Genomic DNA, 21,850 nt, shown 5'->3' with positions numbered 1-21,850 from the left:
GAGGACGGAAGGGGTAGGCCCTTGCACCATGGGGATTACCTCTCCCGTTACCTTTTCCCGTTCCACTCCCGTTATTCTTACCAGCTGTTCCGTCTTCAACAGGTCATCATCCCCCTCCATGAAAACCGGGATGTAGTTGCGGGACAGCCCCTTGAGCAGGTCGCCTTCCCGGGTCTGGACCAATACCTGCAGTTCTCTGCCGATGAAGTTGCGGTAATAGGCTTTTTTCTTTTCTTCGGACAGCTTGCGCAGGGCCTTGGCCCGCTCTTTGATGACACTGCTGTGGACATGACCTTCCATTGTTGCGGCGGGGGTTCCGAGCGGGGAGAGAATGGGAAAACGTGGAAATAGGCAAGTGGCAGGGATTCCAGGAACCGGTAGCCATCCTGGAATTCATCATCGGTCTCGCCAGGGAAGCCGGTGATGATATCGGTGCCGATACAGATGGAGGGGAGGGCGGTATCGAGCTTCTCCATTACCGTGCGGAAGTCAGCGGTGGAGTAGTTGCGGTTCATGGCCTTGAGCACCCGGTCGTGGCCGCTCTGCAGCGGGATATGCAGATGGGGACATACTGTAGCTGATTTGGCAAGGAAGCTGATCAGGCATCCGAAACCTCGGTGGGTTCCACCGAGCCAATGCGGAGCCTTCCCACCAGCCGCTCTTTTTCTGCGGCGGCCAGTAGATCGAGCAGCGACAGAGGCGGAGCCAGATCCAGCCCATAGGCGCCCAGATGGATTCCCGTAAGGACCACTTCCTTAAAGCCGCGCTCGGCAAAGGTCCCGATACCGGCCAAAGCTTCTTCCAGGGAGACGCTTCGGCTTCTGCCCCGTGCATAGGGGACGATACAGTAGGAACAGAAGGCATCGCAGCCGTTCTGTACCTGAAGAAAGGCCCTGGTGTGCTCAGCAAAAGTTTCCAGCGTCGTGCCGCGTGCATGCTGCTCCTGGGCGATATCCGAGACCAGCACCTGCCGGCTGTCCCCCAGGTCACTGAGCATCTGGGCAATGCCCTTTTTTTCGCTGTTGCCGAGGATGAGGTTGACCCCCGGCATGTCCTGCAGTTCTTCAAAGGCGACCTGGGCGTAACAGCCGGTGACGACGATCTTTGCCGATGGATTCTGCCGCGAGGCGCGGCGGATTAGGCGGCGCGACTCGGCGTCGGTTTTGGAGGTGACGGTGCAGGTATTGATGACGTAGATATCTGCAGCATCATCGAAGGGGACGATGGAGAAGCCTTCCTTGCCCAACGTTTCGGCCATGGCGGCCGATTCGAACTGGTTTATCTTGCAGCCCAGGGTGGTTATGGCCACCGTCTGTTTTTGTTTATTCACCATCAACCATCCACTGCTTATGGGTACCATCTGCTTTTTCAATCACCAATCACCATCAACTATTCACTGCCTTTTCAATCCAGCCGCCGCCCAGCACAGTGTCCCCGTCATAAAAAACCACCGCCTGTCCGGGGGTGACCGATTTTTCCCGCTCGGCGAACATGACCTCGGCCCGGTTACATGGCAGTGGCTTAATGGTGCAGGAGACGGGCTGGTGCCGGTACCTGATCTTGCATGTTGCCTCGATGGCAGCCTCAGGCGCCGGTTGATCCAGTTGATGTTGGCCGCAACAAGGCCATGGCTGAACAGGGCATCCTTCGGCCCTACCACCACCTCTTTTTTTTCGGCGTTCAATTCAAGGACATGGAGCGGTTCGGGATGGGCAATACCTAACCCCCTGCGTTGGCCGATGGTATAGCGGTAGGTGCCCCGGTGCCTGCCGAGGATCTTGCCGCTCCGGTCGATGATATTGCCGGGCAACAGCTCCTTGCCCCGCTCTTCCTCGATGAAACGTACGTAATCGTTGTCGGGTACGAAGCAGATCTCCTGGCTTTCACCCTTTTCCGCTACCCGCAGGTTATACCTGGCGGCAAGGGCGCGCACCTGCGTCTTGGTCATTTCCCCCAGGGGGAAAAGGGTCATGGCCAGCTGTTCCTGGGTGAGGGTGAAGAGGAAATATGACTGGTCCTTGGTCTGGTCCACTCCCTTAAGGAGATGGAAACGGCCGTTGTCATCCCGAAAGGTCCGGGCGTAGTGGCCGGTGGCGATAAAATCGGCGCCGAGCCCTCTGGCCTTTTTCAGGAGCAGTTCGAACTTGATCCATTGATTGCAGCGAACGCAGGGATTGGGAGTACGGCCCTTCAGGTATTCATCGACAAAATCCCTGATGACCAGGTTCTCGAATTCTTCCTCGAAGTTGACTACATAAAAGGGAATACCCAATTGCTCCGCCACCCGCCTGGCGTCATGGATGTCGTCCAGGGAGCAGCAGGTGTCGAATTTTTCGTCCTCGGCGGCAGTAAATTTGCCATAGTCCCAGACTTGCATGGAAATGCCGATCACTTCAAAGCCCTGCTCCTGGAGAAGGGCTGCCGAAACCGATGAATCGACGCCACCGCTCATGGCGATGACGACACGTTTTTTGCTGTTTTCTTTATGCATGAGCCTTATCTGTCTCTATTTTTGCTGAAGCCGCTGCAGGATCTCCGGCAGGACCCCCAGTAAGTAATTTACCTCTTCTTCGGTATTTGTCCTGCCCAGCGAGAAACGAACGGAACCTTTGGCCGAGGCAGGATCGACCCCCATGGCAGCAAGGACCGGTGATGCCTTGAGGGTTCCGGAGCTGCAGGCGGAACCGGACGAGACGGCGATGCCTTGCAGATCCAGGTTCAAGAGCAGTGAGTCTGCCTCAAGTCCTGTGAAAGATATGTTGGCAGTGGTCGGCAGGCGGTTTTCACGATGGCCGTTCAGACTTGCCTGTGGAAAGATGGCCATGACACCCTTTTCCAGTCGGTCACGCAACTGCTGCACTCTTGCAGCCTCGGAAGACATCTCCTCCTTGGCGATCTGGCATGCTTTGCCCAGAGCGACAATCCCTGCGACATTCTCCGTGCCGGCTCGCCGGTTACGCTCCTGGGCGCCGCCGTGCAGCAGGGGATGCAGTTTGATCCCCTTTCTGACCACCAGTGCACCGATACCTTTGGGGGCGCCAATCTTATGGCCGGAGAGGGATAACAGGCCAATGTCCATGCCACGGCAGTCGACTGGCACCTTGCCTACCGTCTGCACGGCATCGCAGTGGAAATAAACTCCGCGTTCCCTGCAGATGGCCCCAATCTCCCGAACAGGGAAAAGGACGCCGGTTTCATTGTTGGCAAACATGGCCGATACAAGAATGGTTTTGTCGCCGATAGCCGACTTCAGCTCCTGCGGGTCCACGAGGCCATCTCTATCGACCGGCAGCCTGGTAATCCGGTATCCCTCATGTTCCAGATAATGGCAGCTGTTGAGCACGGCGGGATGCTCAACTGATGTGGTTATGATATGGTTGCCCTTGCTGCGATTGGCGGCGGCGACACCTTTGATCGCCATGTTGTCCGACTCGGAGCCACAGGAGGTGAAGATCACCTCGGATGGTGCGCAGCCCACCAGCCGGGCCACCTCTTCACGGGCTTCCTCCACCGCGCCCTTGACCATCCTGCCTGCCCAATGGATGCTGGAGGGATTGCCGAACTGCTCCCGGTAAAAGGGGAGGATCGCCTCAAGAACTTCCGGATGGACCGGAGCTGTGGCGTTGTAATCCATGTAAATCATTTTGACCTGTAAGTGTGTAAAATTTTGAAGGTAATGGCAGGTGGCAAATCAGGCTTCCAGGTTGCGTCGCGCTTCCTGGGCCAGGTCTTCCAGGGTAATCCCATCGAGAAATCCCCGGATTTTTTCTCCCAGCCCTTTCCAGATATTGTGGGTGACACACTGGGAGATTCGCGAACAGCCGGTACTGCCCTCATCCATGCAGGCCACCGGACTGAGCGGCTCTTCCACGGTGACGACGATCTCTCCGACTTTGATGAGTGAACTCTCCCTGGCCAGGATGTAGCCCCCACCGGGCCCACGGATACTGGTAACGATGCCGCCGTTTTTCAGGCGGAAGAAGAGCTGTTCCAGATAACTCAGGGGGATTTCTTCCCTTTGGGCTATTTCTTTGAGCGATACAGGCTTGCTGGTAGAGTAAAGGGCAAGATCAACCATTGCCCTTACTGCATATTGAGCCCTTGTTGATAAGCGCATGCTACTTTCCTTCTTCGATCCGCTTTTTCAATTGCTCATGCTCAAGGGTGAGAGCGGAAAATTTGCGTTCCAATTCCCTGATCTGGTCGAACAGGCAGGAAATGGCCTTGGCTTCAGGATCCGGAAGCTGGCCATGCTGCAGATCTATTTTTTCCGCGGGTTTTTCAGCGGCCATTACGGCCCGGCCAGGTATGCCGACAACGGTGGAATTGGGGGGGACTTCCTTAACGACGACTGAATTGGAGCCGATCTTGCTGTCCCTGCCCACGGTAAACGGTCCAAGGACTTTGGCCCCCGAGCCTACCACCACGTTGTCTTCCAGTGTGGGATGGCGCTTGGTCTTCTCCCAGCTGACTCCACCAAGAGTTACGCCATGGTAAAGGGTGACGTTGTCGCCGATCTCGCAGTTTCGCCTATTACGACCCCCATGCCGTGATCTATGAAGAAGCCCTTGCCGATCCTGGCGCCGGGGTGAATTTCTATGCCGGTGAAAAATCTTCCCCAGTGGGAGCAGAAACGGCCGAGAAAGAACAGCTCGTGTTGCCAAAGCCAGTGGGAAACCCGGTAAAACCAGATGGCATGAAGACCCGGATAACAGAAAAACACCTCCAGCTTGCTTCTTGCTGCAGGGTCCCTGTCGAATACTGCCTTGATATCCTCTTGTAACCTTGAAAACATGGCTCTCCCTTTCATGGTCTCATAAAAGTTAAGCCAGATTAAACCATACCTTACTATTTCAGTCAATTATTATGTGAGGGATTAAATCGGGGAAATTTCAGCGTGTCAGGGGGATGGCGAAGGAGAAAGTGGTTCCTCTGTCCTCTGAGCTTTCGACCCAGATGCGGCCGTTATGGGCATCGATTATCCTTTTGCTGACGGCCAACCCCAGACCGCTTCCTTTTTTAAGGGAGCCCTTGGCTGATTTCAAGTGGTAAAATTCATTGAAGATCCTGGTCACGTAAGCTTCCGGAATTCCTTCCCCTGTGTCCGATATGGAAATCTTCAGCTCAAGATCGTCCGCATCCACCGAAATGCCGATCTCGCCGCCCCGGGGGGTGAATTTGATAGCATTGCCGATCAGGTTGGTAAGGACGCATTTGATCTTACCGCCATCAAAGGAGCCAAAAGTATCGCTCTGTAGGGGGGTTACGGTCATCTGCACCCCATTGCAGCTGGCAAAAGGAGCGAGGACCGTATAGACCTCCCGGATGGGATCCATTATGTTCTGTTTTCCTATGGTCAGGGCATAATCCTTGAGATCGAACCTGGAACTGTCCAGCAGTTCTCGATAAGGTCCATGAGCCGGTCGCAGCTTTCAATGGCGGCGTCCAGATGCTCGCCCTGTGTTTCCGTAAGGTTGTCCGTGTCCGACTCTCTCAGTTGCAGGCAATTGCTGTGCAGGACCGCTACCGGCAGACGCAGGTCGTTGGTGGCCGTGTAGATGAATTCCGACTTGAGCAGGTCAAGGGCCTTCAGTCGCTCGTTTGCCTCGGCCAGCAGGTGCTGGTCCATTCTTTCCCGGGTCACATCAATAAGGGCAAGGATGGCGTAGTTTCCTTCCAGGCGATGATTACTGACCGAGACGGCGACACAACGTTTTTCCCCTGAGGATGTCTTGAAAAGGACGTCGTATTTTCTGGAAAATTCACGCCCCAGGAAGAAGTTGATGTGGTTTTCCATGCCCACCTGCAGGCTTTCTTCTGCCAGGAAATCCTTCAACGACATTTTCAGCATCTGCTTTCCAGTGTAACCGAGCATTTCAGCAGCGCTTCTGTTGACATACTGCGGCTGTCCTGCCGCATTCAATACCATCAGCCCTTCAGAGGCATGTTCGAAGAGACCTTCATAAACCGTCTTCTCTCTAAGTTCTTTTTCCAGCTTTTCTTTCGTCTCCCGCAGTTCGTCCGATTCCTCAAGAACTTTCTCAAAAAGAGATGCATTTTTTATGGCATTTGCTGCGGCATCGGCGATCGATTGGCAGAAAGCAAGCTCGCGACTGCCGAACGAATTTTCCCCACCCTTTGTTCTCAAAATAAGGCGCCGATGATCTCCTGTTCGTGGTGTATGGGGATGACGAGGATGGTGTCGAAATCGATATCTTCAATGTATTCCCTGACCTCAGCCAGAAGTGGATGGCGCTTGGCATCTTTGACGACAAAAGCCCTGCCGGTGCGGATCATCTCCTGTAGTTCGGGATAACGGGACAACTCGATTCTTAATCCCTTTGCCGAGGGGTCGTCGTTGGAGGCGAGAACATGACCATGGCTACTGTCGCTGAATCTGACGATGGAGCAGCGCCTCATGTTGACGTGTTCAGCAATCCTGGCGACAATGATCTGCAGAATCTTTGCGGCATTGAGCGTAGAGGCAATGGCGAGGGAGAGATCAAGGATGATCCCGGCATCGACTTTCTTCTGTTCCACCAGGATCAGTGCATCACGTTTGTAAAGGTTCGCCTGGACCCGTGCCAGGAGCTCATTGGTGGAGAAGGGCTTGGTAATGTAATCATCGACTCCTTCGGCAAAAGCGGACAGCAGGTTGTTCTTTTCCTTGCTTGCCGTAATGACGAGGATCGGAATGGAGCTGTCTGGAGATCGCTTTTGATCAGGCGGGAAGCTTCGATGCCGCTCATGTCGGGCATCATCAGGTCCATGAGAATGATATCCGGGCGGAAGTCCTTTGTCTTCATGACGGCTTCACGGCCGTCACCGGCCTCTTCGATTACAAATTGAAGCGGGGCCAGGATGTCGCGCAACATCTGCCTGGCATACTTCTGATCATCTACAATGAGAATTTTATTCGCTTTCATCGTACCACCCGGTTTGTCATTGCAGCAAATAACATACCAGCAGGGGCATCAGTTCTGAAGCGTGGCTAGTCGCGGTCAATGGGCGGGCTAGATGATAAGCAGGGATTCTGGCGGGTTATCCGCTAAACCCATATCAGCAGATTTCATTTCAGAAAACCGATATATGAGCGGATTTGAATGTTGAGGTGGTAACAAGATCGGTGGTGAAAGGGTGTTGTTTGGTTAAATCACGTTTCTATGGGGCAAACTGGCGCTTTTGCAGTGTTTTTAGCTGGTCCGCCACCCTTTCAGCCGGGGCCTCGCCTGCCAGGCGGAGGAGTTCCGGGACACATTCATGGGGACTGCAGCAGGGAAAGGCCGTAGCGGAAAGGTGGTGGACCAGTTTCATGGTCCTCAGGCCGTCGAACCAGTCATGAAAAGCCTTATGCCGAGACCTGTGGTCCTTGTTGTTCTGCCGCAGCTTGTCCCAGGTGGGTGAAAACGCTGTCTGATCAAGAAAAACAGTTAATTCCGGCGATATTCCTTCGGCTAGCTCCATTAGCTGTGCTGCTTCGGAGCCAAGGTTGCCGGCGACCAGCTTCAGCCATTCCTTAAGGATCAGAAAGCATTCGCTCTGGTGGAAGACGATGGCATTCGGCTCGCCGGCCAGCGCTCGGGACATGGACCTGCCGGTACCGAACGGCACCCGATGGGAGGCGCGAGGGGAAGGATGTACCACGGTGCCGCACAGCTGCGAAACTCCGGCAACCCGGTGCATCTGCTGAAGGAAATAGAAGTCCTCGCCGGCGGCACGGCTGTTCATTCCGCCCATGCGGGCATAATCCACGGCGCGGCAGGCCATGGCGCTCCCTACCGTGTGGAAGGCATAGGGGGACCCGGCAATCTCCAGGCCCAGCACATAACAGCGGAGAAAAAGCTCATAGGTGTCGATCGCCTGCTGCTCCGCAGATGTTGCCGGCTGCTGGTGGCGAAAGGGGATGACGGCGCCCCCTGCCGTCGAATACTGGAAGTGGCGGGTAATTGCATGGAGGTAATCGGGCTCGACCAGTGTGTCGGCATCAAGGTAGATAAGAAGAGGACTGCAGCTGACATAATCGAGACAGGGGAGGGCCAGGTCGGCGCCGATTTTACGTGCAAGGCCTACTCCGCCCCCCTTGACGGGCATTTCACTTCCGGGCGAGGCAGCATCAACCCATGCCAGATGCAGCATGGACAGCTCGGCATCACCCGATTCAAGCATCTTCAGCGTAGCATCGTTATCCGTCTTGTCCTCTGGCGGCGCATCCTCCCGGTGATTGACCACCACCAGCACCAGGAACCGGTCGAGTAGCTCGGGCGGATTCTTTGCCAACGACCTCAATGTGGCGAAAAGGCGGGGACTCTCTGCCAAAGCCGGGATGATGACTGCTCCGGCATGGAGGGTTTCCCTCCTGCCGGAAATGGACCAGGCGCGTACACCTCGTTTACGGAGATAATCCGAGACATGGGTGGGAATCATGGTCGGCAAGATGGAGTGGACTGGGTTTTTTGATGGGAAAGGATCTTCAGGCTTCCGCCAGGGGGGCTGCGGCGCCGTCCAACCAATGGATGGCCGTGCCGTGCCGTTCCATGCGGGAGAACCACGTGCACTGGCGCTTGGCAAAGTCGTGGATGGCGCTGTTCAATTTTTGGAACATGTCGTTGCGGCTCAGTTCCCCCTTGAGGTGCCTGGCAATGAAGCGATACTCCAGTCCATAGAACTCAAGTGTCTCGAAGGGGATGCCGGCGTCGTGCAGCCGTTCCACCTCCTGGATAATCCCCTGGTCGAGCCTGAGTTTCAGCCTCTCGGTTATGCGTCGGCGAAGGATCGGACGGTCCCACTGGATGCCGAAGATCAGGGGGGACAGGCCGGGAAGGAACGGCGCCTGCGGGGGAGCGTCATATTCGGCGATTTCGATGGCCCGCACAAGGCGGTGATGGTCAAGGAGGTCGGTGGAGTTGTGGAGACGGGGATTGGCGTTTCCAAGGCGCTCCATGAGAGCCTCGTGGGAAAGACCGGCCAGTTGCCGTCGCAGCTGGGCGTTCTCAGGCACTTCTACCAGTCTGTACCCCTTCAGCACCGATTCCAGGTACATGCCGGTCCCCCCAACCATCACCGGCAACCTGCCGCGCTCCGTAATATCGTTGTAGGCTTGCTCGAAGCGGCGCTGGAACTCAAAGACGCTGAATTCATAACCGGGATCGACGATATCGATCAGGTGATAGGGAACTTCCCCATATTCGGACAAGTCCTTGCCGGTGCCGATGTCCATGCCCCGATAGACCTGCCTGGAATCGGCGGAGATGACCTCGCCGGAAAACCGCCGGGCCAGCTCCACCCCCAGCCTGGTTTTGCCCGAGGCGGTCGGACCAAGTATGACAAGAAGGTTGAAGAGCATCGAGGAACTACTTCTTCATCTTCAACTGGGACAGCATGTCGATCCCCTTCAAGAGGTCCAGTGCCCTTGAGAGCTGGTAGTCATCCTTTTTCGACTTGTCGGCAGCGGCCATGGGGGCAGGTTTTTCCTGCTTCTGTTCCTGTTTCTGCTCCGTTGCTTCCCCTTTTCCCTCAAAATGGTTCTCCAGGTCTTTTTCCCTGATGGCCTGGTCCTTGTCCGGTTCTCCATTCTTCGGTTTCATCATGCTGACGACGATATCGGGGGTGATTCCCCTGGCCTGGATGGATCGACCATTGGGGGTATAATATTTTGCAGTGGTGAGTTTGAGGCCGTCGCCGTTTTTCAGGGGCAGCACGCTCTGAACCGATCCCTTGCCGAAGCTCTGGGTGCCCATGATGATGGCCCGTTTGTGGTCCTGCAGGGCTCCGGCGACAATTTCCGAGGCGCTGGCGCTGCCGCCGTTGATCAGCACCACCATCGGGTAGCGGGGTTCCTTTTCCCCCACATAGCGGTCCAGCTTCTTTTGGCCGACGGCTCACGTCCCTCGGTGTAGACGATGAGGCCGTTGGAGAGCCCTTCGCCGATGAAGCGGTCAGCCACCATGAATGCCGAATCCACCAGCCCTCCGGGATTAAAACGAAGATCGAGCACCAAGCCGCGCAATGTGCCACCATTGTCCTCCCGCAGCTTCTTCAGGGCATTGGTGAAGTCTTCACCGGTCCTCGCCTGAAACTCGGCAATGCCGATATAGCCGAAACCCGGCTCCAGGGTTTTTGCCTTGAGGCTTTTGGTTTTGATGGTGTCCCGTACCAACGGGAAGATCAACGGGGTGCTGGAGCCGTTGCGCAGGATGGTAAGGGTGACGCTGGTTCCCTTCTCGCCCCGCATCAGGCTGACCGCTTTGGAGATGTTCATGCCCCTGGTCAGCTTGTCGTCGATCTTCCAGATGTGGTCCGCCGGCTTGATGCCGGCCTTGAAGGCAGGAGTGTCTTCGATGGGGGAGACCACCACCAGCTTGCCGTCCAGCATGTTGATCTCGATGCCCAACCCGCCGAAGGAGCCGGACATGTGCACCTGCATTTCCTTGAACGGTTCAGCCGCGAGGTATTCGCTGTGGGGGTCGAGGGAGGCGAGCATTCCCTTGACCGCGTTCTGCATGAGCTTCTTGCTCTCCACCTCTTCAACGTAATGTTTTTTGACGATGGCAACAACCTCGACGAACAATCGGATGTAGTCCTGGTCGTCTGTCCGGGTGATGCTTTTCCGGGTGTTGATGATGCCGATGATGGCTGAAGCCAGGATAATGATGATCAGGATCAGGGAGAGGATTATTTTTCTGCTTCTGCCCATGCGGGACGCGCCTCCATTCTGTGAATAAGCCGAACGGCTTAATTTAGATTCACGCCGGCAAATTGTCAACTTCAAAGCAGTTTCCCCTTAACCATCTTTTAATTTGCCTGTAACACCAATGCCACATAGTACATTTAGGATGTGCCCAGTCAAACGATCCGCGAATCTAAAGCCGGGTTATCCGGCAATCTAAAGGAGGAGAAAATGAAAGCAGGAGTTGCAGCAGTGGCACTATTAACCGCCGCTCTTATGAGCCAGGGAGCAATGGCCAAGACCTTGGAAGATGTGCTCAAGGAGAAAGGCGTCATAACCGAGGAAGACTACAAGGCCGTGACCAAGAGCAAGCCCCTGGATTACAAGCTCGGGAAAGGATTTACCTTTACCTCTCCCGATGAAAAATTCCAGATGTCCCTGGGGGCTCGCCTCCAGAGCCGTTATACGTTTACCGACAGCGATGGCGGCCAGAATACTTCCGAATTCAGGGTCCGCCGGATGAAGCTGTTCATGAACGGCTATGCCTACAGCAAAGACCTCACCTATAAGCTTCAGGTGAATTTTGCCGACTCGGGAAAGCTTCTTGAGGATGCCTGGCTCAATTACCGGCTCGTGGACGAGGCACAGTTTCTGGTCGGACAGGAAAAAGTCCAGTTCGCCCGTCAGGAAATCACCTCTTCCGGCTCCCAGCAGTTCGTCGACCGCTCCAATGCCACCGATACCTTCAAGATGGGACGCGATACCGGGCTCATGGTCCACGGCAAGATTGCCAAAGGGATATTCAACTACAACCTGGGCGTTTACGGCGGGGTAGGCCAGAACACCCAGCGCAAATTCACCAACAACGCCTTTGCCGCAAGGGTCGCCGTCAACCCTTTCGGCGACATGGCCTATTCTGAAGGGGATCTGGACAATAGCCAGAAACCGCTCCTGTCCATTGGCGCCGGCTACTTCATGGATACCCTGGCAAAAACCAGCGCCACAGCCCTGGAGAGCAACAACCTGACCTTTGCCGGGTCCAACGGCTGGCTGGGTAAAGGATTGGGCAAATTCGGCACTGAAAAGATCGATACCAACAGCGTCGCATCGATGCCGCTTTCAAATGGATGGGCTTCTCCGCTCAGGGTGAATACTTCCTCGGCCATGCCAACGGTCAGACTTCAGACAAGACCCTCCGCGCCCACGGTCTCTATACCCAGGCCGGTTATTTCATCATTCCCAAGCACCTGGAAGTGGCAGCCCGTTACTCCTTTGTGGACCCTGACCGGGACAAGGCCGACAACATTCAGACGGAAACCGCCGGGGCCGTTTCCTACTACTTCAACAAGCACAACCTGAAGCTGCAGCTGATGTGACAAATATTCACAAACAGCCGGCTCGTTCAGACGACATGCAGTACCGTTTGCAGGCACAGATTATCTTCTAATCAGGCTACCCAGCTTGATAAGCCTCCTTCATTGTTATCGGTCCGCCTCCCGGCGGGCCTTTTTTTTTGATTCTTCAGACATTTCCGGGGAAGGCAATCGTGCGTCGGGAGTGAGCGACGAGCCACAGCGGCAAGCGGACGCCCGCCGCACGTGGAGCGGAGGGAGGTTCGCCTGTTAACGCTTCATGCGGCATTACGCGGGCGGCACCGCAGGGTCCGCAGCTGTGGCGACAGAGCGAACGGACGACGTCGCGACTGCCTTCTTTTTCACCGGGATCCCCGGATGGAATATTTCAGTTTCTCGGACGTTCTTTTTTTACCCACCTTTAACGGTTCTGTAACACAACCGGCATCATTCCACGATACCCTTGTCGAAAAAGAAACGATAAAAGGAGAACGAATATGCAATTGATGCCCATGGGAGATTATTACGTCTGGTACTGCGAATGGTGCGACTCGCGCAACATGACGCTCTGGACAAGAATCGATGCCAAAGAAGTGGCCTGCGGCTGCTGCCACCGCACCTTTCCCCTTTCCACCAATGCGGTGGCAAAGGTAATCGCCGATTTCACCACGACACTTGCAACCCCTGCCATCTGAGGAGTACCAGCCGATGATCAAAAAAATACACAGAATCTTTGTCCTGCTGACGGCAGTCATGGCCCTTTCAGCCGGTCAGTCCTTTGCCGAGACAGTGCTCAAGGGGGCAGGAGCAACCTTTCCGTATCCTCTGTACAGCAAGTGGTTCAGGGATTACGCCCAGGTCGATCCGGTCGTGGCATTTACCTATGATGCCATCGGCAGCAGCGGTGGAGTAAAACAAATCATGGCTCAGGCGGTGAATTTCGGCGCAAGCGACCGCTTTCTCACCGATGAGGAACTGGCAGCCGCCCCGGGAAAACTCCTGCAGATCCCGACAGTAATGGGGGCAGTAGTGCTGAGTTACAATATTCCGGGCCTGCATTCGGAACTGAAACTTACCCCGGAGGCCGTCAGTGCCATTTATCTGGGCGAAATCAGCCGCTGGAACGATTCCCGGCTGGTGGCTCTGAACAAAGAGCTGAAGACCATAGATCAGAAAATCATTGTTGTCCACCGCAGTGACGGCAGCGGCACCACCAGCATCTTTACCGATTACCTTTCCAGTGTCAGCAGCGAATGGGCCAGGAAGGTAGGCAAGGGAAACACCGTCCAATGGCCGGTCGGCATAGGCGGCAAGGGGAGCAAGGAGATGGTCGAGCACATCAGAACGGTGCCCTTTTCCATCGCTTATATGGAAAATGCCTATACCATGGTCAATAATCTCCCCACAGCCGTGCTGAAAAACAAGGCCGGCCGCTTTGTCAACCCGACCATGCGCTCCATCAGGCGGCGGCGGTTGATGCCATAAAAAACGTGAAGAGTGATTACCGCGTATCACTGGTAAACCAGGCGGGCAAAGACGCTATCCCATAGTCGGCCTGACCTGGCTGCTTGTCTATCAGGAACAGAAAGACCCGGTGAAGGGAAAGGCGCTGGTGGAGTTTTTGAACTGGGAGTTGAAGAAGGCAGAGAAGATGACCTCGACCCTCTTTTATACACCCCTTCCGGAAAAGCTGGGCGGGATGGTGGACCAGGCGATCCGGAGCATCAGTTACTGAAACACCCGGTATTGTTTAAACCGGCGACTAAACATATGAATGGTAGGGGCGGCGCTTGCTCCGCCCAATCGGGGCGCGGCAAGCAGCGCCCCTACATCAGATCAATAGCTTGAAAAAAGGCCATTTTCCCCAGGGATATGGCCTTTCACTTTTCTTATGGGCGCACGATTGTGCAATGCTGCCTGCTGAACTCGACCAGGCTCCTCACCAGTTCTCCCTCCAGGGTCGGGTCAATATGGGGAATCTTGCTTTGGCCGCCGAGCTTGCCCCGCACCTCTTTCGACCACCGATAGATCAGTCCTGCCTCAACCTGGATAACGACCGGTTCCTTGATCCTGCCTTGGCTGCGAAAGGTGGCATAGTCGTCGTTTTGGGCGGTCAATGCCTTGTCAAGCAGATCTGCCGGATTAATGCCGCTCACATTTCCATCCCCAACCGCGAGTATCCACAGGTGGCGCCTCTCCGCAATTTGCGGACCGACCATGAATTCGCGTATGTTCAATCCTGAGTAGCTGTTAAGTCCGGCGACGGCAGCTTCAACTTCCCCTTGGGTCACCTTCTCTTCGAAGCGGTCGAGGAATTTGTCACGGCCGGTGAATTCAATGAACAAAGGGTCGCGAGCAGTGAAGCGGATGGTATCGCCGATGTGGTAGCGCCAGAGTCCGGCACAGGTGGAAAGTATTACGGCATAGCGCCGGCCTGTTTCTATTTCTGCCAACGGTACTGCAGCCACATCGGCCGGCGGGATGCCGCGGTCATTCAGATGTTCGAAGGGAACAAATTCAAAAAAGGCGCCGTAGTATGGGGCCAGCCGCATCTGGGGTTCGCCGTGCACCTGGAATGCCATGAAGGCTTCCGAGGATGGCAAAACCTCCAGGAAGTGGGGAGGGTGTTCCTGGAACAGTTCTGCAAATTCGAGCCGGTAAGGGGCAATACTGGTGCCACCGTGAATGATCAGCTCCAGGTTTGGCAGCAAGCTGTGGAGCGGCGCCTTTCCCAGCTCTGTACAACGCTTCAATAGGAGCAGAATCCATGGGGGGACGCCGGAGATGGCCCTGATGTTCCTGTCCCTGAGAAGCAGTTGGGCCAGGCGCTCCAGTTTCTCTTCCCAGGGGAGGGCGGCGGTGGCTGCGTCGGGTGCTATGAACGGATTAAGATAGAAAGGAGGGTGGCTCAGGGTGATGGCGCTCATGTCGCCGCTTTTGATGCCATTCCCCATGTCATTCAGCTGGGTATTGCCGGCCATGTAGAGCAGTTTCCCTCTGAATAGGCGGCTCTCCCTGTTCTGATGCAGGTACATGGCCGTCAGGTCGAGGGCTGCCCGCCGGTTGGCGGCAAACATCTCCATGGAAAAGGGAACATATTTGCTCGGCGCGGTGGTGCCGGAGGTTTCGCAGAAAAAGGGAATCTTTCCCGGCCAGGTCTGGTCTTTCAGCAGCAGTTGCCGTCGCCCTTCCTGCACCTGCCAGCCTTGGCCAGATAGTCTTTGCGGAAATCGTCATAGGTTCTGATGGGGACCCTCTCCCGATAAAGGTGATAAGCCTGGGCAAAGGGAAGGCGTGTAAGTTCCGGAAACCCGTAGTCCATGCCGAAGCGGGCTTTACTGCCGCGAACAAGCAGTTGGGAAAATATTTTTTCCTGGGCTGCCACAGGATCGCGTTTGAGGAATTTCCTCGCCGCTATGGAGGCTCCGGATTTGAGAATTTTATCAAAAAGGGGATTAGCAAGGTAGCTGGAAATTTCCATATCTAAACCACCGCAAACAGCACTGGCGCAACCAGCTTGTCATACCAGGCCTTTATGATGGGATTATAGTGCGAATGGTGGAATATGAGCGAGGCATGGGCGACGCTATCTCCTGCAGAACCGGAGCAGACAACCCGTACCTTGCCCCGCGGGAACAGTTGTCTGCATGTATCGGGGGTACGCAGTGCTGCCATGGTCGGCGAATTGGGGACGAGCAGGTCGCCTTCCTGTTCAGCCAGAAGCGTCAATGCCGGGCCGTTGAAAATGGGCCGATGGGGGAGGGGCCTGGAAAACCCTTTGAGCGCCAATACCCGCTGATAGCCCCCCGCAGCCCGAGGTCCTCTCAATGACATCCATGATTTTTTTCCTGATGGTCAGGTGTCGGCCGGATAACTGCCGGTTTTCCGCACCTGCTTCGAAGAGTGCCTTGAAACAGCGGCGGGCGCGGTCAATCTGCCTGTTTACATCTTCTTCGGCAGATGGATCGGCCTTGAGAATCCTTTTCAGATTGATCTCAAGCATCCTGATGCCGCCTGACTTATCCCGTTCCGGCCTGATCAGATCCTCGGTGCAGAGCACCGGGCTGGCCATTACTATACCTTTGATGCCCAGTTTCTCGGGTTCCATCCATTCCTGGAGGAACCGTGCCAGAAGACCCGAGCCGAAACTGACGCTGAAGATGACCGGCTTGTTGCATGGTTGTTTATATCTTCGATGAGATCGGCCAGCTGGGCAAAGAATAATTCTGACGTGAACCCGTTGCGCGGATAGTTCATATAATAAATGCTGCCGTATTGCCTGAAGACATCCCGTTGGAATTCGACCAGCTCGGTGGCGTCGGGGACGAAACCGCCGATAACGATGGTGGGGGTGCTGCCATATCCCTTTTCCTTGAAAATTTGAGAGCGATTGGCAAGGATGCTGGCAACGCTGTCCCTGAGCTGGAATTCCCGTCGCCGGGTCCGTGGAGTGAAGGGCTTTAGAGCCATGTGCCGGAGCAAGCCGGTGGCAGTTGTCACTGCTCCCAGCAGGGCGGGATGCCTGGTGAAATTTTTCCGGACAAAGGGGATGACTGATCCGTTCATAATGTTCCTCCCTAAGGGTTTGCACCATTATGAACGGGAATGGTTACGGACGTGTTGCGGTTCGGGAAATTATCTGTGGAGAATGGAACTGCAGGAAACTGGTGCGTTGGAAGGTCTTGCCAGCAGGTATCCCTGGCCGAAAGATACTCCCATTTGCGTAAGGAGATCCAATTCCTCCTTGCGTTCTATGCCCTCGGCAATGACTTTTGCTCCTATCTTGCCGCAAAAGGTCACCAGCGCCTCCACCAAAGCTTGCCTGGTTGCCGAGGTGTCGATGTCACTGACCAGGAAACGGGCCAGCTTCACGTATTCCGGTTCCAGCTGGGCGAGCATTTTCAGGCCGGCGTAACCGGAACCCAGGTCGTCTATGGCAATGGAATAGCCCTGCTCCCGGTAATAGGAAAGGACCCGGTTGAAGAGGCCGTAATCTTCGATCAGTGTCCGTTCCGTAAGCTCAAAGGTGATATTCGAGCGCTCAATGCCCAGTTCTTCAAGGAGTGCAGCGGTGACGCCCCGTTCGTGATCGTTGGCCTGGAGGAGGCTCGGGCAGACGTTGAGGAAAAGCCGTTCGGAGATGCCCAACTCCTTTGACCGGATCAGCGCATTCCTGCGGCAGAGCATCTCCAGCTGAAAGGTGAGTCCATGTTCAGCGGACTTGGCAAAGAGCAATTCCGGATCGGAAAAGGGGCTGGGTCTGCGACCCGGCTCAGTGCTTCGTAGCCATGGACGGCGCCTTCACCCAGGGAAAAGATGGGTTGAAAGACAGGAGTTATCAAGCCACCGGAGATAATATCTTCAATTTCCTGTCGTTCATGGAGTTGTACCGTGCTTGTGGATGTAGAGCCGCTGAACAGCTGCTGGAAGGCGCGAAACAAGGTATTATCCGCGTTTTCCCCTCCATTATTGGCAAGAAATACGCCATAGATGGTGAAGAGATCTTCTGCCTGTCTCTCGCTAAAGTTCCTGCTCATGTGTGGCAGGGAGAAATAACGGCACAGCTCGTGCGGATGGTTGCCAGGTCTCCTTGAAAATCAGTTTCACGGTAATCCCTGTCCGGCACGATGAGCAGGAAAAATTCTCCTTCGCTGGCTTTGTATCCCCCTTCGATGCGACCTGACAGCTTTCTGTCCATGGTTCTGATAAAAAGGGCAATGGACTTGCCAATCTTTGTATGAACCGGTTCTACGAATTTGAGGGCGACAATGGCCGCATGACCGCTTCTTTTAAGATGTTCCTTGAATTTCAGAAACAGGTAGCTGCAGTCGGAGAAGGAGTTTTCCAGCCTGGGAATGCGCCGCTGGTCCGGGGCAAGGTAAAGGGGTTTCAGTTGCAGATTGTTCATGGGGCCTCCTTGGCTTTTGGCCAGGTCGTCAATCATTGAGCAGTGCAGCCAGTTCGCTGCCGTAGTGGCGGATGTTGGCTTCGCGGTAGGAGTCCCGCAGCTCCCTCAGCTTGTCTATCTGCCGGTCCAGTTCCGAAAAATCCACACCAAGAAATCTGAAAATAAATGATTTCACAGTTCCTCCTTTTGAGGCCTCAGTCTTTGGCTGCTGCCGCCAGCAGAAAAATGCCGGTCATTTTGAAAAGCATGGTGTTGGTTGCGTTAACTTGCAACACTTGTATCTCGGCCCGCTTCTCCTCCTTGATACGCTTGAAGCAACGTAGAAGCAGGGCTATGCCCATGGAGTTTATCCGACCTGCATTGCCGAAGTCGAATTTTACCAGTTGCTGGTTCACCTTTGCCGGCAGCGCCATGAGCTGCGTCTCGGCCTGGGCGTCTATATTCCCTGCCAGTGAGAAATAATTGCACAGCACCTTGGGTGGGGCACGATCTTGAATGATGCATCCATTGTTCTTTCTCCTCCTTTTTTGTTCAACCGGTGGTTGTTATGTGAAAGCCGTGTATGGTTTCCGGCGGGACCTGTGATGACTTTTTAAGATGTCCGCCGATCAAAGTCTCTTTGCCCGGATTAACGCAAACATGGAAATGATCCAGAAAACGCCAGATGATGAAAAGTCCTCTTCCACCTGCATCATCTGCCGCTCCCATGTCCGCCGAATTTTTTGCCAGATATTCAAGCACCATGTCGGCGCCGAGCGTGCCCCAGCCGTCTTTAATTTCCATGGCCAGGGTTTCTCCATCAAAGGCGAAGCGGAAAACTATCCCCTCATCCGGCAGAATCTGTCTTCTTTCCCCCTTGCGGAAGATTTTCATACCGTCATCGCTCTTGGGCGCGCCGTAGAAAGCATTTTCCAGCATTTCATCCGCCAGCAGCGCACCCTTTTGGCGGAGCATCTCGTATTCCATTGAGTCTCCGACGATGGAATCCTCAAGTGCCTTGATGATCTGTTCCTTCTCTTCCGAAAATGAGAGTTGGAATTCCTGAATTTCTGTCCCCTTTTTCACATATTGGCCAAGGCGCCACTGCCTTTTCAAGATGAGATTACCAATGGCGACGGACAGGGGCTGATCTCCATCGCCGGTCGCTGCCTTTTCCTGCCGGTTTTCTATGATCAGATGCCGCACCTGGTCGAGCATGAACCTTTCCAGTGAAGGAGGCGGCATTGATGCCGGCGCAAGGATCAGTATTTCCAGCCCTGGGAAGTAACCGCGCAGTTCTTCCACCAGCTGTGGCCTTTTCCCCGGATAGAGAGCACTTGAAATAACTGCCAGTCCGGGTTCTATCCGGGCAGAGGCAATTTCGCCCAGGGTTACTTTGAGAAAGCGGTCGGCTATGACGCTGATAACTTCAGGGACATGGAAGAAACAGCTGCTCATGGCCTCAGCATCGGCATTGTCGGCGAAAAGCGCGAGAATGGTTTTATTCTGCTGCATGGGGGGCTCCTTTAACTGTCGAAGAGGCGATGAATATAGTCACGTCATCGGGGAACGATTCGCTGCCGGTGAAAAGCTCTGCCTCCCGCAGCAGCTTTCTTTTCAATACGCTGGCTTTAAATGGATATTTTTCGCCAGGGATGCTGACAGGCGTTCATAACCGAATTCCTCCCCTGCCTGGTCGGTACATTCCACAATGCCGTCGGAATACAGCAGCATGGTGTCGCCATATTCAAAAGAGGTTAAACATTCTCCGTAGCTGTTATTTTCTTCGAATCCCAGGGGAAAGCCGGAGACGCTGTCCAGCATCATGAGCAAACCTGAACCGGACCGGTGGATATAGGGGAAATTATGGCCGGCATTGGCAAAGGTAGCCTTGCCGTTTTTGGTGTCTATGACGGCTATGAGGCAGGTCATGAGCAGTGTCTGGCGGGCGGTGGCCAGAATGGCATTATTCATGCCGAACAATAATCCGGCAGGGGTGTCAACCCCTTGGGAAATGAGGCAGTGCAGGCTCGCCTTGGCCGCGGTGGTGACCATGCCCGATTGGACACCATGGCCGCTGACGTCGGCGACCAGCAAACCGATTCTGTCTTTATCCAGCTGAAAATAATCGAAATAGTCTCCGCCTATTTCCGAGGAAGTGGTTATTTCTCCGCTGACGGTCAATCCCTCGAAGCTGAATTCGGAAACGGGAAGCAGTGCCTGCTGTATTTCACCGGCTTTTTTTACCTCACTCTGAATACGTTCGCCGAGACTTTCCAGGGTTTGAACCAGTGATGCCTGTGTCATGGAGATGGTCATCATCAGATCCGATACGGAAACCATCCCCGCGTACCGCTGTGCTTCAGTGACTACGAAGCAATCCGTCTCAAGGAGGGATCAAAGTCCAGTAATCGCGAAAGTGCCCCATGCACGTCCAGGTCCGCTTCCATTGTCATGCAGTCTTCTTCCTGAAGAACCATGATCGGCTTTTTGCCAAAGAGTTCCATGGCAAATGGACGCCCCAGATGGTTGTAAAAAAGAGCTCTCCGGCTGATAATGCCGGTAAATATCCCTTCCGCTAATATGGGCAGGGCCAGCAGCGAGGGGTTTTTCTGGAAAATCTCCACTACCTCCGATACCGGTAATTGGGGGGAGATTGGTTCCTGTTTCTTGAGAATTTCACCTAACGTTGGAATGATATGCTGGCAGTATGTCATCTTCATCCGCCTCTCTCTCATTAACTTTGTACCTATCATAGGAGCGAAGCGTTAAGATGATGTTACAGGCGGATAAATGTTCAATGAAGGAAGATAATTTCTGGTTGGAAAGACTGGAACAAAGAAAGGGCACACTGCCGTGTGCCCTTTCCGGATACTCAAGATGGACAGGTTTTACTTGATGGTCTTGATGGTCTTCTCAACCATCTTTGCCACATTTGCGGGAAGGGGAGCATAGAGAATTTTTTCCGCCATCTTCTGGCCGTGCTTCAGTTCCCAGTTGAGGAACTCCACCAGCTTCTTGCCTTTGGCCTTGTCCTTCTGATCCTGGTAAACCAGGAGCCAGGTGAAGCCGACGATGGGGTAGGAGTCCTTGCCCGGCTGGTTGACCAGGGAGATGCGGTAATCGGCGGGCATCGACTTGGCGGCGCCGGCAGCGGCGGCACTGGTGGTTTTGATGGTCGGCTCGACGAAGACGCCGCTCTTGTTCTTGAGGCTTGCGTATGGCAGCTTGTTTTCCACGGCATATGCCAGTTCAACGTAGCCGATGGTGTACTGGGTTGTTTTTACCTGTCCGGCGACCCCTTCGTTACCCTTGCCACCAAGACCTACCGGCCATTTTACCGAGCTTCCCTTGCCCACTTTGCCGGACCATTCCTGGCTGACAGAGGAGAGGTAGTCGGTGAAGATGCTGGTGGTGCCGCTGCCGTCGGAGCGGTGAACGACCATGATCGACTGGTTGGGGAGGTTGATGCCGGGGTTATCGTTGGCAATTTTCGGGTCGTTCCATTTGGTGATCTTGCCCAGGAAGATATCGGCCACATCTTCGGAGGAGAGCTTCAAGCCTTTTGCTACGCCGGGAATGTTGTAGGTGACGACCACCGCACCCATTACCGTCGGGATGTGGAGCAGCTTACCTGGAGCGGCCTTCAGGTCGCTATCGCTCAAAAATTTGTCGGAAGCGCCGAAATCGACGGTCTGGGCGGTGATCTGCTTGATGCCGCCGCCGCTGCCGATGGACTGGTAATTGAATTTGACCGACGGATCGACCTTGGCGTATTCGGTGAACCATTTTGAATAGAGGGGATAGGGGAAGGTCGCCCCGGCGCCGTTGATGAGTGTTTCGGCCGAAGCCGCCCCGGCAGTGGCGGTCAGCGCCAGGAGCAGCATTGCTGCAAGTTTTTTGCGAAAAAATACCGACATTTGTTTCCTCCTTTTTGTGGATGTT

Annotated in this window: 23 protein-coding genes and 8 pseudogenes; 4 read left to right on the top strand and 27 right to left on the bottom strand. The window is 54.8% G+C overall.

Going from position 1 to position 21,850, the window contains the following annotated elements:
* The 14 genes and pseudogenes from JCM15764_RS25040 to JCM15764_RS18115 form a co-directional block, all read right to left on the bottom strand.
* Nucleotides 1–300, bottom strand: a pseudogene (locus tag JCM15764_RS25040) (hypothetical protein); the annotation flags it as partial.
* A 128-nt stretch (nucleotides 301–428) separates the two neighbouring features.
* Nucleotides 429–548: pseudogene (locus JCM15764_RS25035) on the bottom strand (hypothetical protein); the annotation flags it as partial.
* A 50-nt stretch (nucleotides 549–598) separates the two neighbouring features.
* Nucleotides 599–1,333, bottom strand: coding sequence for a radical SAM protein (locus tag JCM15764_RS25030; protein ID WP_243689379.1), 735 nt, complete (start codon nucleotides 1,331–1,333; stop codon nucleotides 599–601).
* Between the two features lie 52 nt (nucleotides 1,334–1,385).
* A pseudogene (gene mnmA / locus JCM15764_RS18165) lies at nucleotides 1,386–2,491 on the bottom strand (tRNA 2-thiouridine(34) synthase MnmA).
* Between the two features lie 15 nt (nucleotides 2,492–2,506).
* On the bottom strand, nucleotides 2,507–3,643 hold the full coding sequence (nifS, locus tag JCM15764_RS18160; RefSeq protein WP_054698239.1) for a cysteine desulfurase NifS: 1,137 nt from the start codon (nucleotides 3,641–3,643) through the stop codon (nucleotides 2,507–2,509).
* A gap of 48 nt (nucleotides 3,644–3,691) precedes the next feature.
* Nucleotides 3,692–4,117, bottom strand: a complete 426-nt coding sequence (locus JCM15764_RS18155) for an Rrf2 family transcriptional regulator (RefSeq protein WP_012647067.1) — start codon at nucleotides 4,115–4,117, stop codon at nucleotides 3,692–3,694.
* Nucleotide 4,118: 1 nt separating this feature from the next.
* Nucleotides 4,119–4,795 (bottom strand): annotated as a pseudogene (cysE, locus tag JCM15764_RS18150) (serine O-acetyltransferase).
* Between the two features lie 97 nt (nucleotides 4,796–4,892).
* Nucleotides 4,893–5,336, bottom strand: a complete 444-nt coding sequence (locus tag JCM15764_RS18145; protein WP_054698237.1) for a sensor histidine kinase — start codon at nucleotides 5,334–5,336, stop codon at nucleotides 4,893–4,895.
* A 20-nt stretch (nucleotides 5,337–5,356) separates the two neighbouring features.
* The gene (locus JCM15764_RS18140) at nucleotides 5,357–6,148 is read right to left on the bottom strand and encodes a PAS domain S-box protein (RefSeq protein WP_054698235.1); all 792 of its coding nucleotides are present in this window, start codon (nucleotides 6,146–6,148) and stop codon (nucleotides 5,357–5,359) included.
* Complete coding sequence (locus tag JCM15764_RS18135; RefSeq protein WP_369412377.1) at nucleotides 6,145–6,651, bottom strand: GAF domain-containing protein; 507 nt, start codon at nucleotides 6,649–6,651, stop codon at nucleotides 6,145–6,147. Before JCM15764_RS18135 ends, JCM15764_RS18140 begins: the two co-directional genes overlap by 4 nt.
* Nucleotides 6,546–6,926: a response regulator gene (locus tag JCM15764_RS18130; RefSeq protein WP_054698231.1), complete on the bottom strand. Its 381-nt coding sequence runs from the start codon at nucleotides 6,924–6,926 to the stop codon at nucleotides 6,546–6,548. Before JCM15764_RS18130 ends, JCM15764_RS18135 begins: the two co-directional genes overlap by 106 nt.
* Nucleotides 6,927–7,161: 235 nt before the next feature.
* On the bottom strand, nucleotides 7,162–8,424 hold the full coding sequence (locus tag JCM15764_RS18125) for a glycosyltransferase family 2 protein (protein WP_054698229.1): 1,263 nt from the start codon (nucleotides 8,422–8,424) through the stop codon (nucleotides 7,162–7,164).
* A gap of 46 nt (nucleotides 8,425–8,470) precedes the next feature.
* Nucleotides 8,471–9,343: a tRNA (adenosine(37)-N6)-dimethylallyltransferase MiaA gene (gene miaA, locus JCM15764_RS18120; protein ID WP_054698227.1), complete on the bottom strand. Its 873-nt coding sequence runs from the start codon at nucleotides 9,341–9,343 to the stop codon at nucleotides 8,471–8,473.
* A gap of 7 nt (nucleotides 9,344–9,350) precedes the next feature.
* Nucleotides 9,351–10,693: pseudogene (locus tag JCM15764_RS18115) on the bottom strand (S41 family peptidase).
* 204 nt (nucleotides 10,694–10,897) lie between these two features.
* Between JCM15764_RS18115 and JCM15764_RS25025 the strand changes: the two are divergent.
* The 4 genes and pseudogenes from JCM15764_RS25025 to pstS (JCM15764_RS18100) all read left to right on the top strand — a co-directional run.
* Nucleotides 10,898–11,503, top strand: a pseudogene (locus JCM15764_RS25025) (porin); the annotation flags it as partial.
* Nucleotides 11,504–11,793: 290 nt separating this feature from the next.
* Nucleotides 11,794–12,042, top strand: a complete 249-nt coding sequence (locus JCM15764_RS25020; RefSeq protein ID WP_243689378.1) for a porin — start codon at nucleotides 11,794–11,796, stop codon at nucleotides 12,040–12,042.
* Nucleotides 12,043–12,515: 473 nt separating this feature from the next.
* On the top strand, nucleotides 12,516–12,713 hold the full coding sequence (locus JCM15764_RS18105; protein WP_054698225.1) for a hypothetical protein: 198 nt from the start codon (nucleotides 12,516–12,518) through the stop codon (nucleotides 12,711–12,713).
* 13 nt (nucleotides 12,714–12,726) lie between these two features.
* Nucleotides 12,727–13,753: pseudogene (pstS, locus tag JCM15764_RS18100) on the top strand (phosphate ABC transporter substrate-binding protein PstS).
* Nucleotides 13,754–13,907: 154 nt separating this feature from the next.
* Here pstS (JCM15764_RS18100) and JCM15764_RS27245 read toward each other — a convergent pair.
* The 13 genes and pseudogenes from JCM15764_RS27245 to pstS (JCM15764_RS18055) form a co-directional block, all read right to left on the bottom strand.
* A pseudogene (locus JCM15764_RS27245) lies at nucleotides 13,908–15,499 on the bottom strand (GH3 family acyl-acid amido synthetase).
* Between the two features lie 2 nt (nucleotides 15,500–15,501).
* On the bottom strand, nucleotides 15,502–15,747 hold the full coding sequence (locus JCM15764_RS28825; protein WP_369412376.1) for a hypothetical protein: 246 nt from the start codon (nucleotides 15,745–15,747) through the stop codon (nucleotides 15,502–15,504).
* Nucleotides 15,731–16,126: a hypothetical protein gene (locus JCM15764_RS28820; protein ID WP_369412375.1), complete on the bottom strand. Its 396-nt coding sequence runs from the start codon at nucleotides 16,124–16,126 to the stop codon at nucleotides 15,731–15,733. The genes JCM15764_RS28825 and JCM15764_RS28820 overlap by 17 nt, the downstream gene beginning before the upstream one ends.
* A complete protein-coding gene (locus tag JCM15764_RS28815; protein WP_369412374.1) occupies nucleotides 16,093–16,584 on the bottom strand; it encodes a hypothetical protein in 492 nt (163 codons plus the stop codon). The genes JCM15764_RS28820 and JCM15764_RS28815 overlap by 34 nt, the downstream gene beginning before the upstream one ends.
* 69 nt (nucleotides 16,585–16,653) lie before the next feature.
* Nucleotides 16,654–17,205 (bottom strand): EAL domain-containing protein, encoded by a 552-nt coding sequence (locus tag JCM15764_RS18085; RefSeq protein WP_054698223.1) that lies wholly within the window; start codon nucleotides 17,203–17,205, stop codon nucleotides 16,654–16,656.
* Nucleotides 17,181–17,555, bottom strand: a complete 375-nt coding sequence (locus JCM15764_RS18080) for a hypothetical protein (RefSeq protein WP_054698221.1) — start codon at nucleotides 17,553–17,555, stop codon at nucleotides 17,181–17,183. Before JCM15764_RS18080 ends, JCM15764_RS18085 begins: the two co-directional genes overlap by 25 nt.
* Nucleotides 17,552–17,926: a hypothetical protein gene (locus JCM15764_RS18075; protein ID WP_054698219.1), complete on the bottom strand. Its 375-nt coding sequence runs from the start codon at nucleotides 17,924–17,926 to the stop codon at nucleotides 17,552–17,554. Before JCM15764_RS18075 ends, JCM15764_RS18080 begins: the two co-directional genes overlap by 4 nt.
* A 28-nt stretch (nucleotides 17,927–17,954) precedes the next feature.
* Nucleotides 17,955–18,101, bottom strand: coding sequence for a hypothetical protein (locus tag JCM15764_RS25005; RefSeq protein WP_012647079.1), 147 nt, complete (start codon nucleotides 18,099–18,101; stop codon nucleotides 17,955–17,957).
* Nucleotides 18,102–18,120: 19 nt separating this feature from the next.
* Nucleotides 18,121–18,399 (bottom strand): STAS domain-containing protein, encoded by a 279-nt coding sequence (locus JCM15764_RS18070; RefSeq protein ID WP_243689377.1) that lies wholly within the window; start codon nucleotides 18,397–18,399, stop codon nucleotides 18,121–18,123.
* A gap of 58 nt (nucleotides 18,400–18,457) precedes the next feature.
* A complete protein-coding gene (locus JCM15764_RS18065; RefSeq protein WP_054698215.1) occupies nucleotides 18,458–19,420 on the bottom strand; it encodes an ATP-binding protein in 963 nt (320 codons plus the stop codon).
* A 102-nt stretch (nucleotides 19,421–19,522) separates the two neighbouring features.
* Nucleotides 19,523–20,248 (bottom strand): PP2C family protein-serine/threonine phosphatase, encoded by a 726-nt coding sequence (locus JCM15764_RS25000; RefSeq protein ID WP_243689376.1) that lies wholly within the window; start codon nucleotides 20,246–20,248, stop codon nucleotides 19,523–19,525.
* 26 nt (nucleotides 20,249–20,274) lie between these two features.
* Nucleotides 20,275–20,622 (bottom strand): CBS domain-containing protein, encoded by a 348-nt coding sequence (locus JCM15764_RS24995; protein WP_243689375.1) that lies wholly within the window; start codon nucleotides 20,620–20,622, stop codon nucleotides 20,275–20,277.
* A gap of 174 nt (nucleotides 20,623–20,796) precedes the next feature.
* A complete protein-coding gene (gene pstS / locus JCM15764_RS18055) occupies nucleotides 20,797–21,825 on the bottom strand; it encodes a phosphate ABC transporter substrate-binding protein PstS (protein WP_054698213.1) in 1,029 nt (342 codons plus the stop codon).
* Nucleotides 21,826–21,850: the final 25 nt, after the last annotated feature.

The organism is Geotalea toluenoxydans JCM 15764 (genome assembly GCF_001311985.1).
Taxonomy (GTDB): Bacteria; Desulfobacterota; Desulfuromonadia; order Geobacterales; family Geobacteraceae; genus Geotalea; species Geotalea toluenoxydans.
Note: the sequence above shows the minus strand (reverse complement) of the source record. Positions and strands in the feature narration are given on the sequence as shown.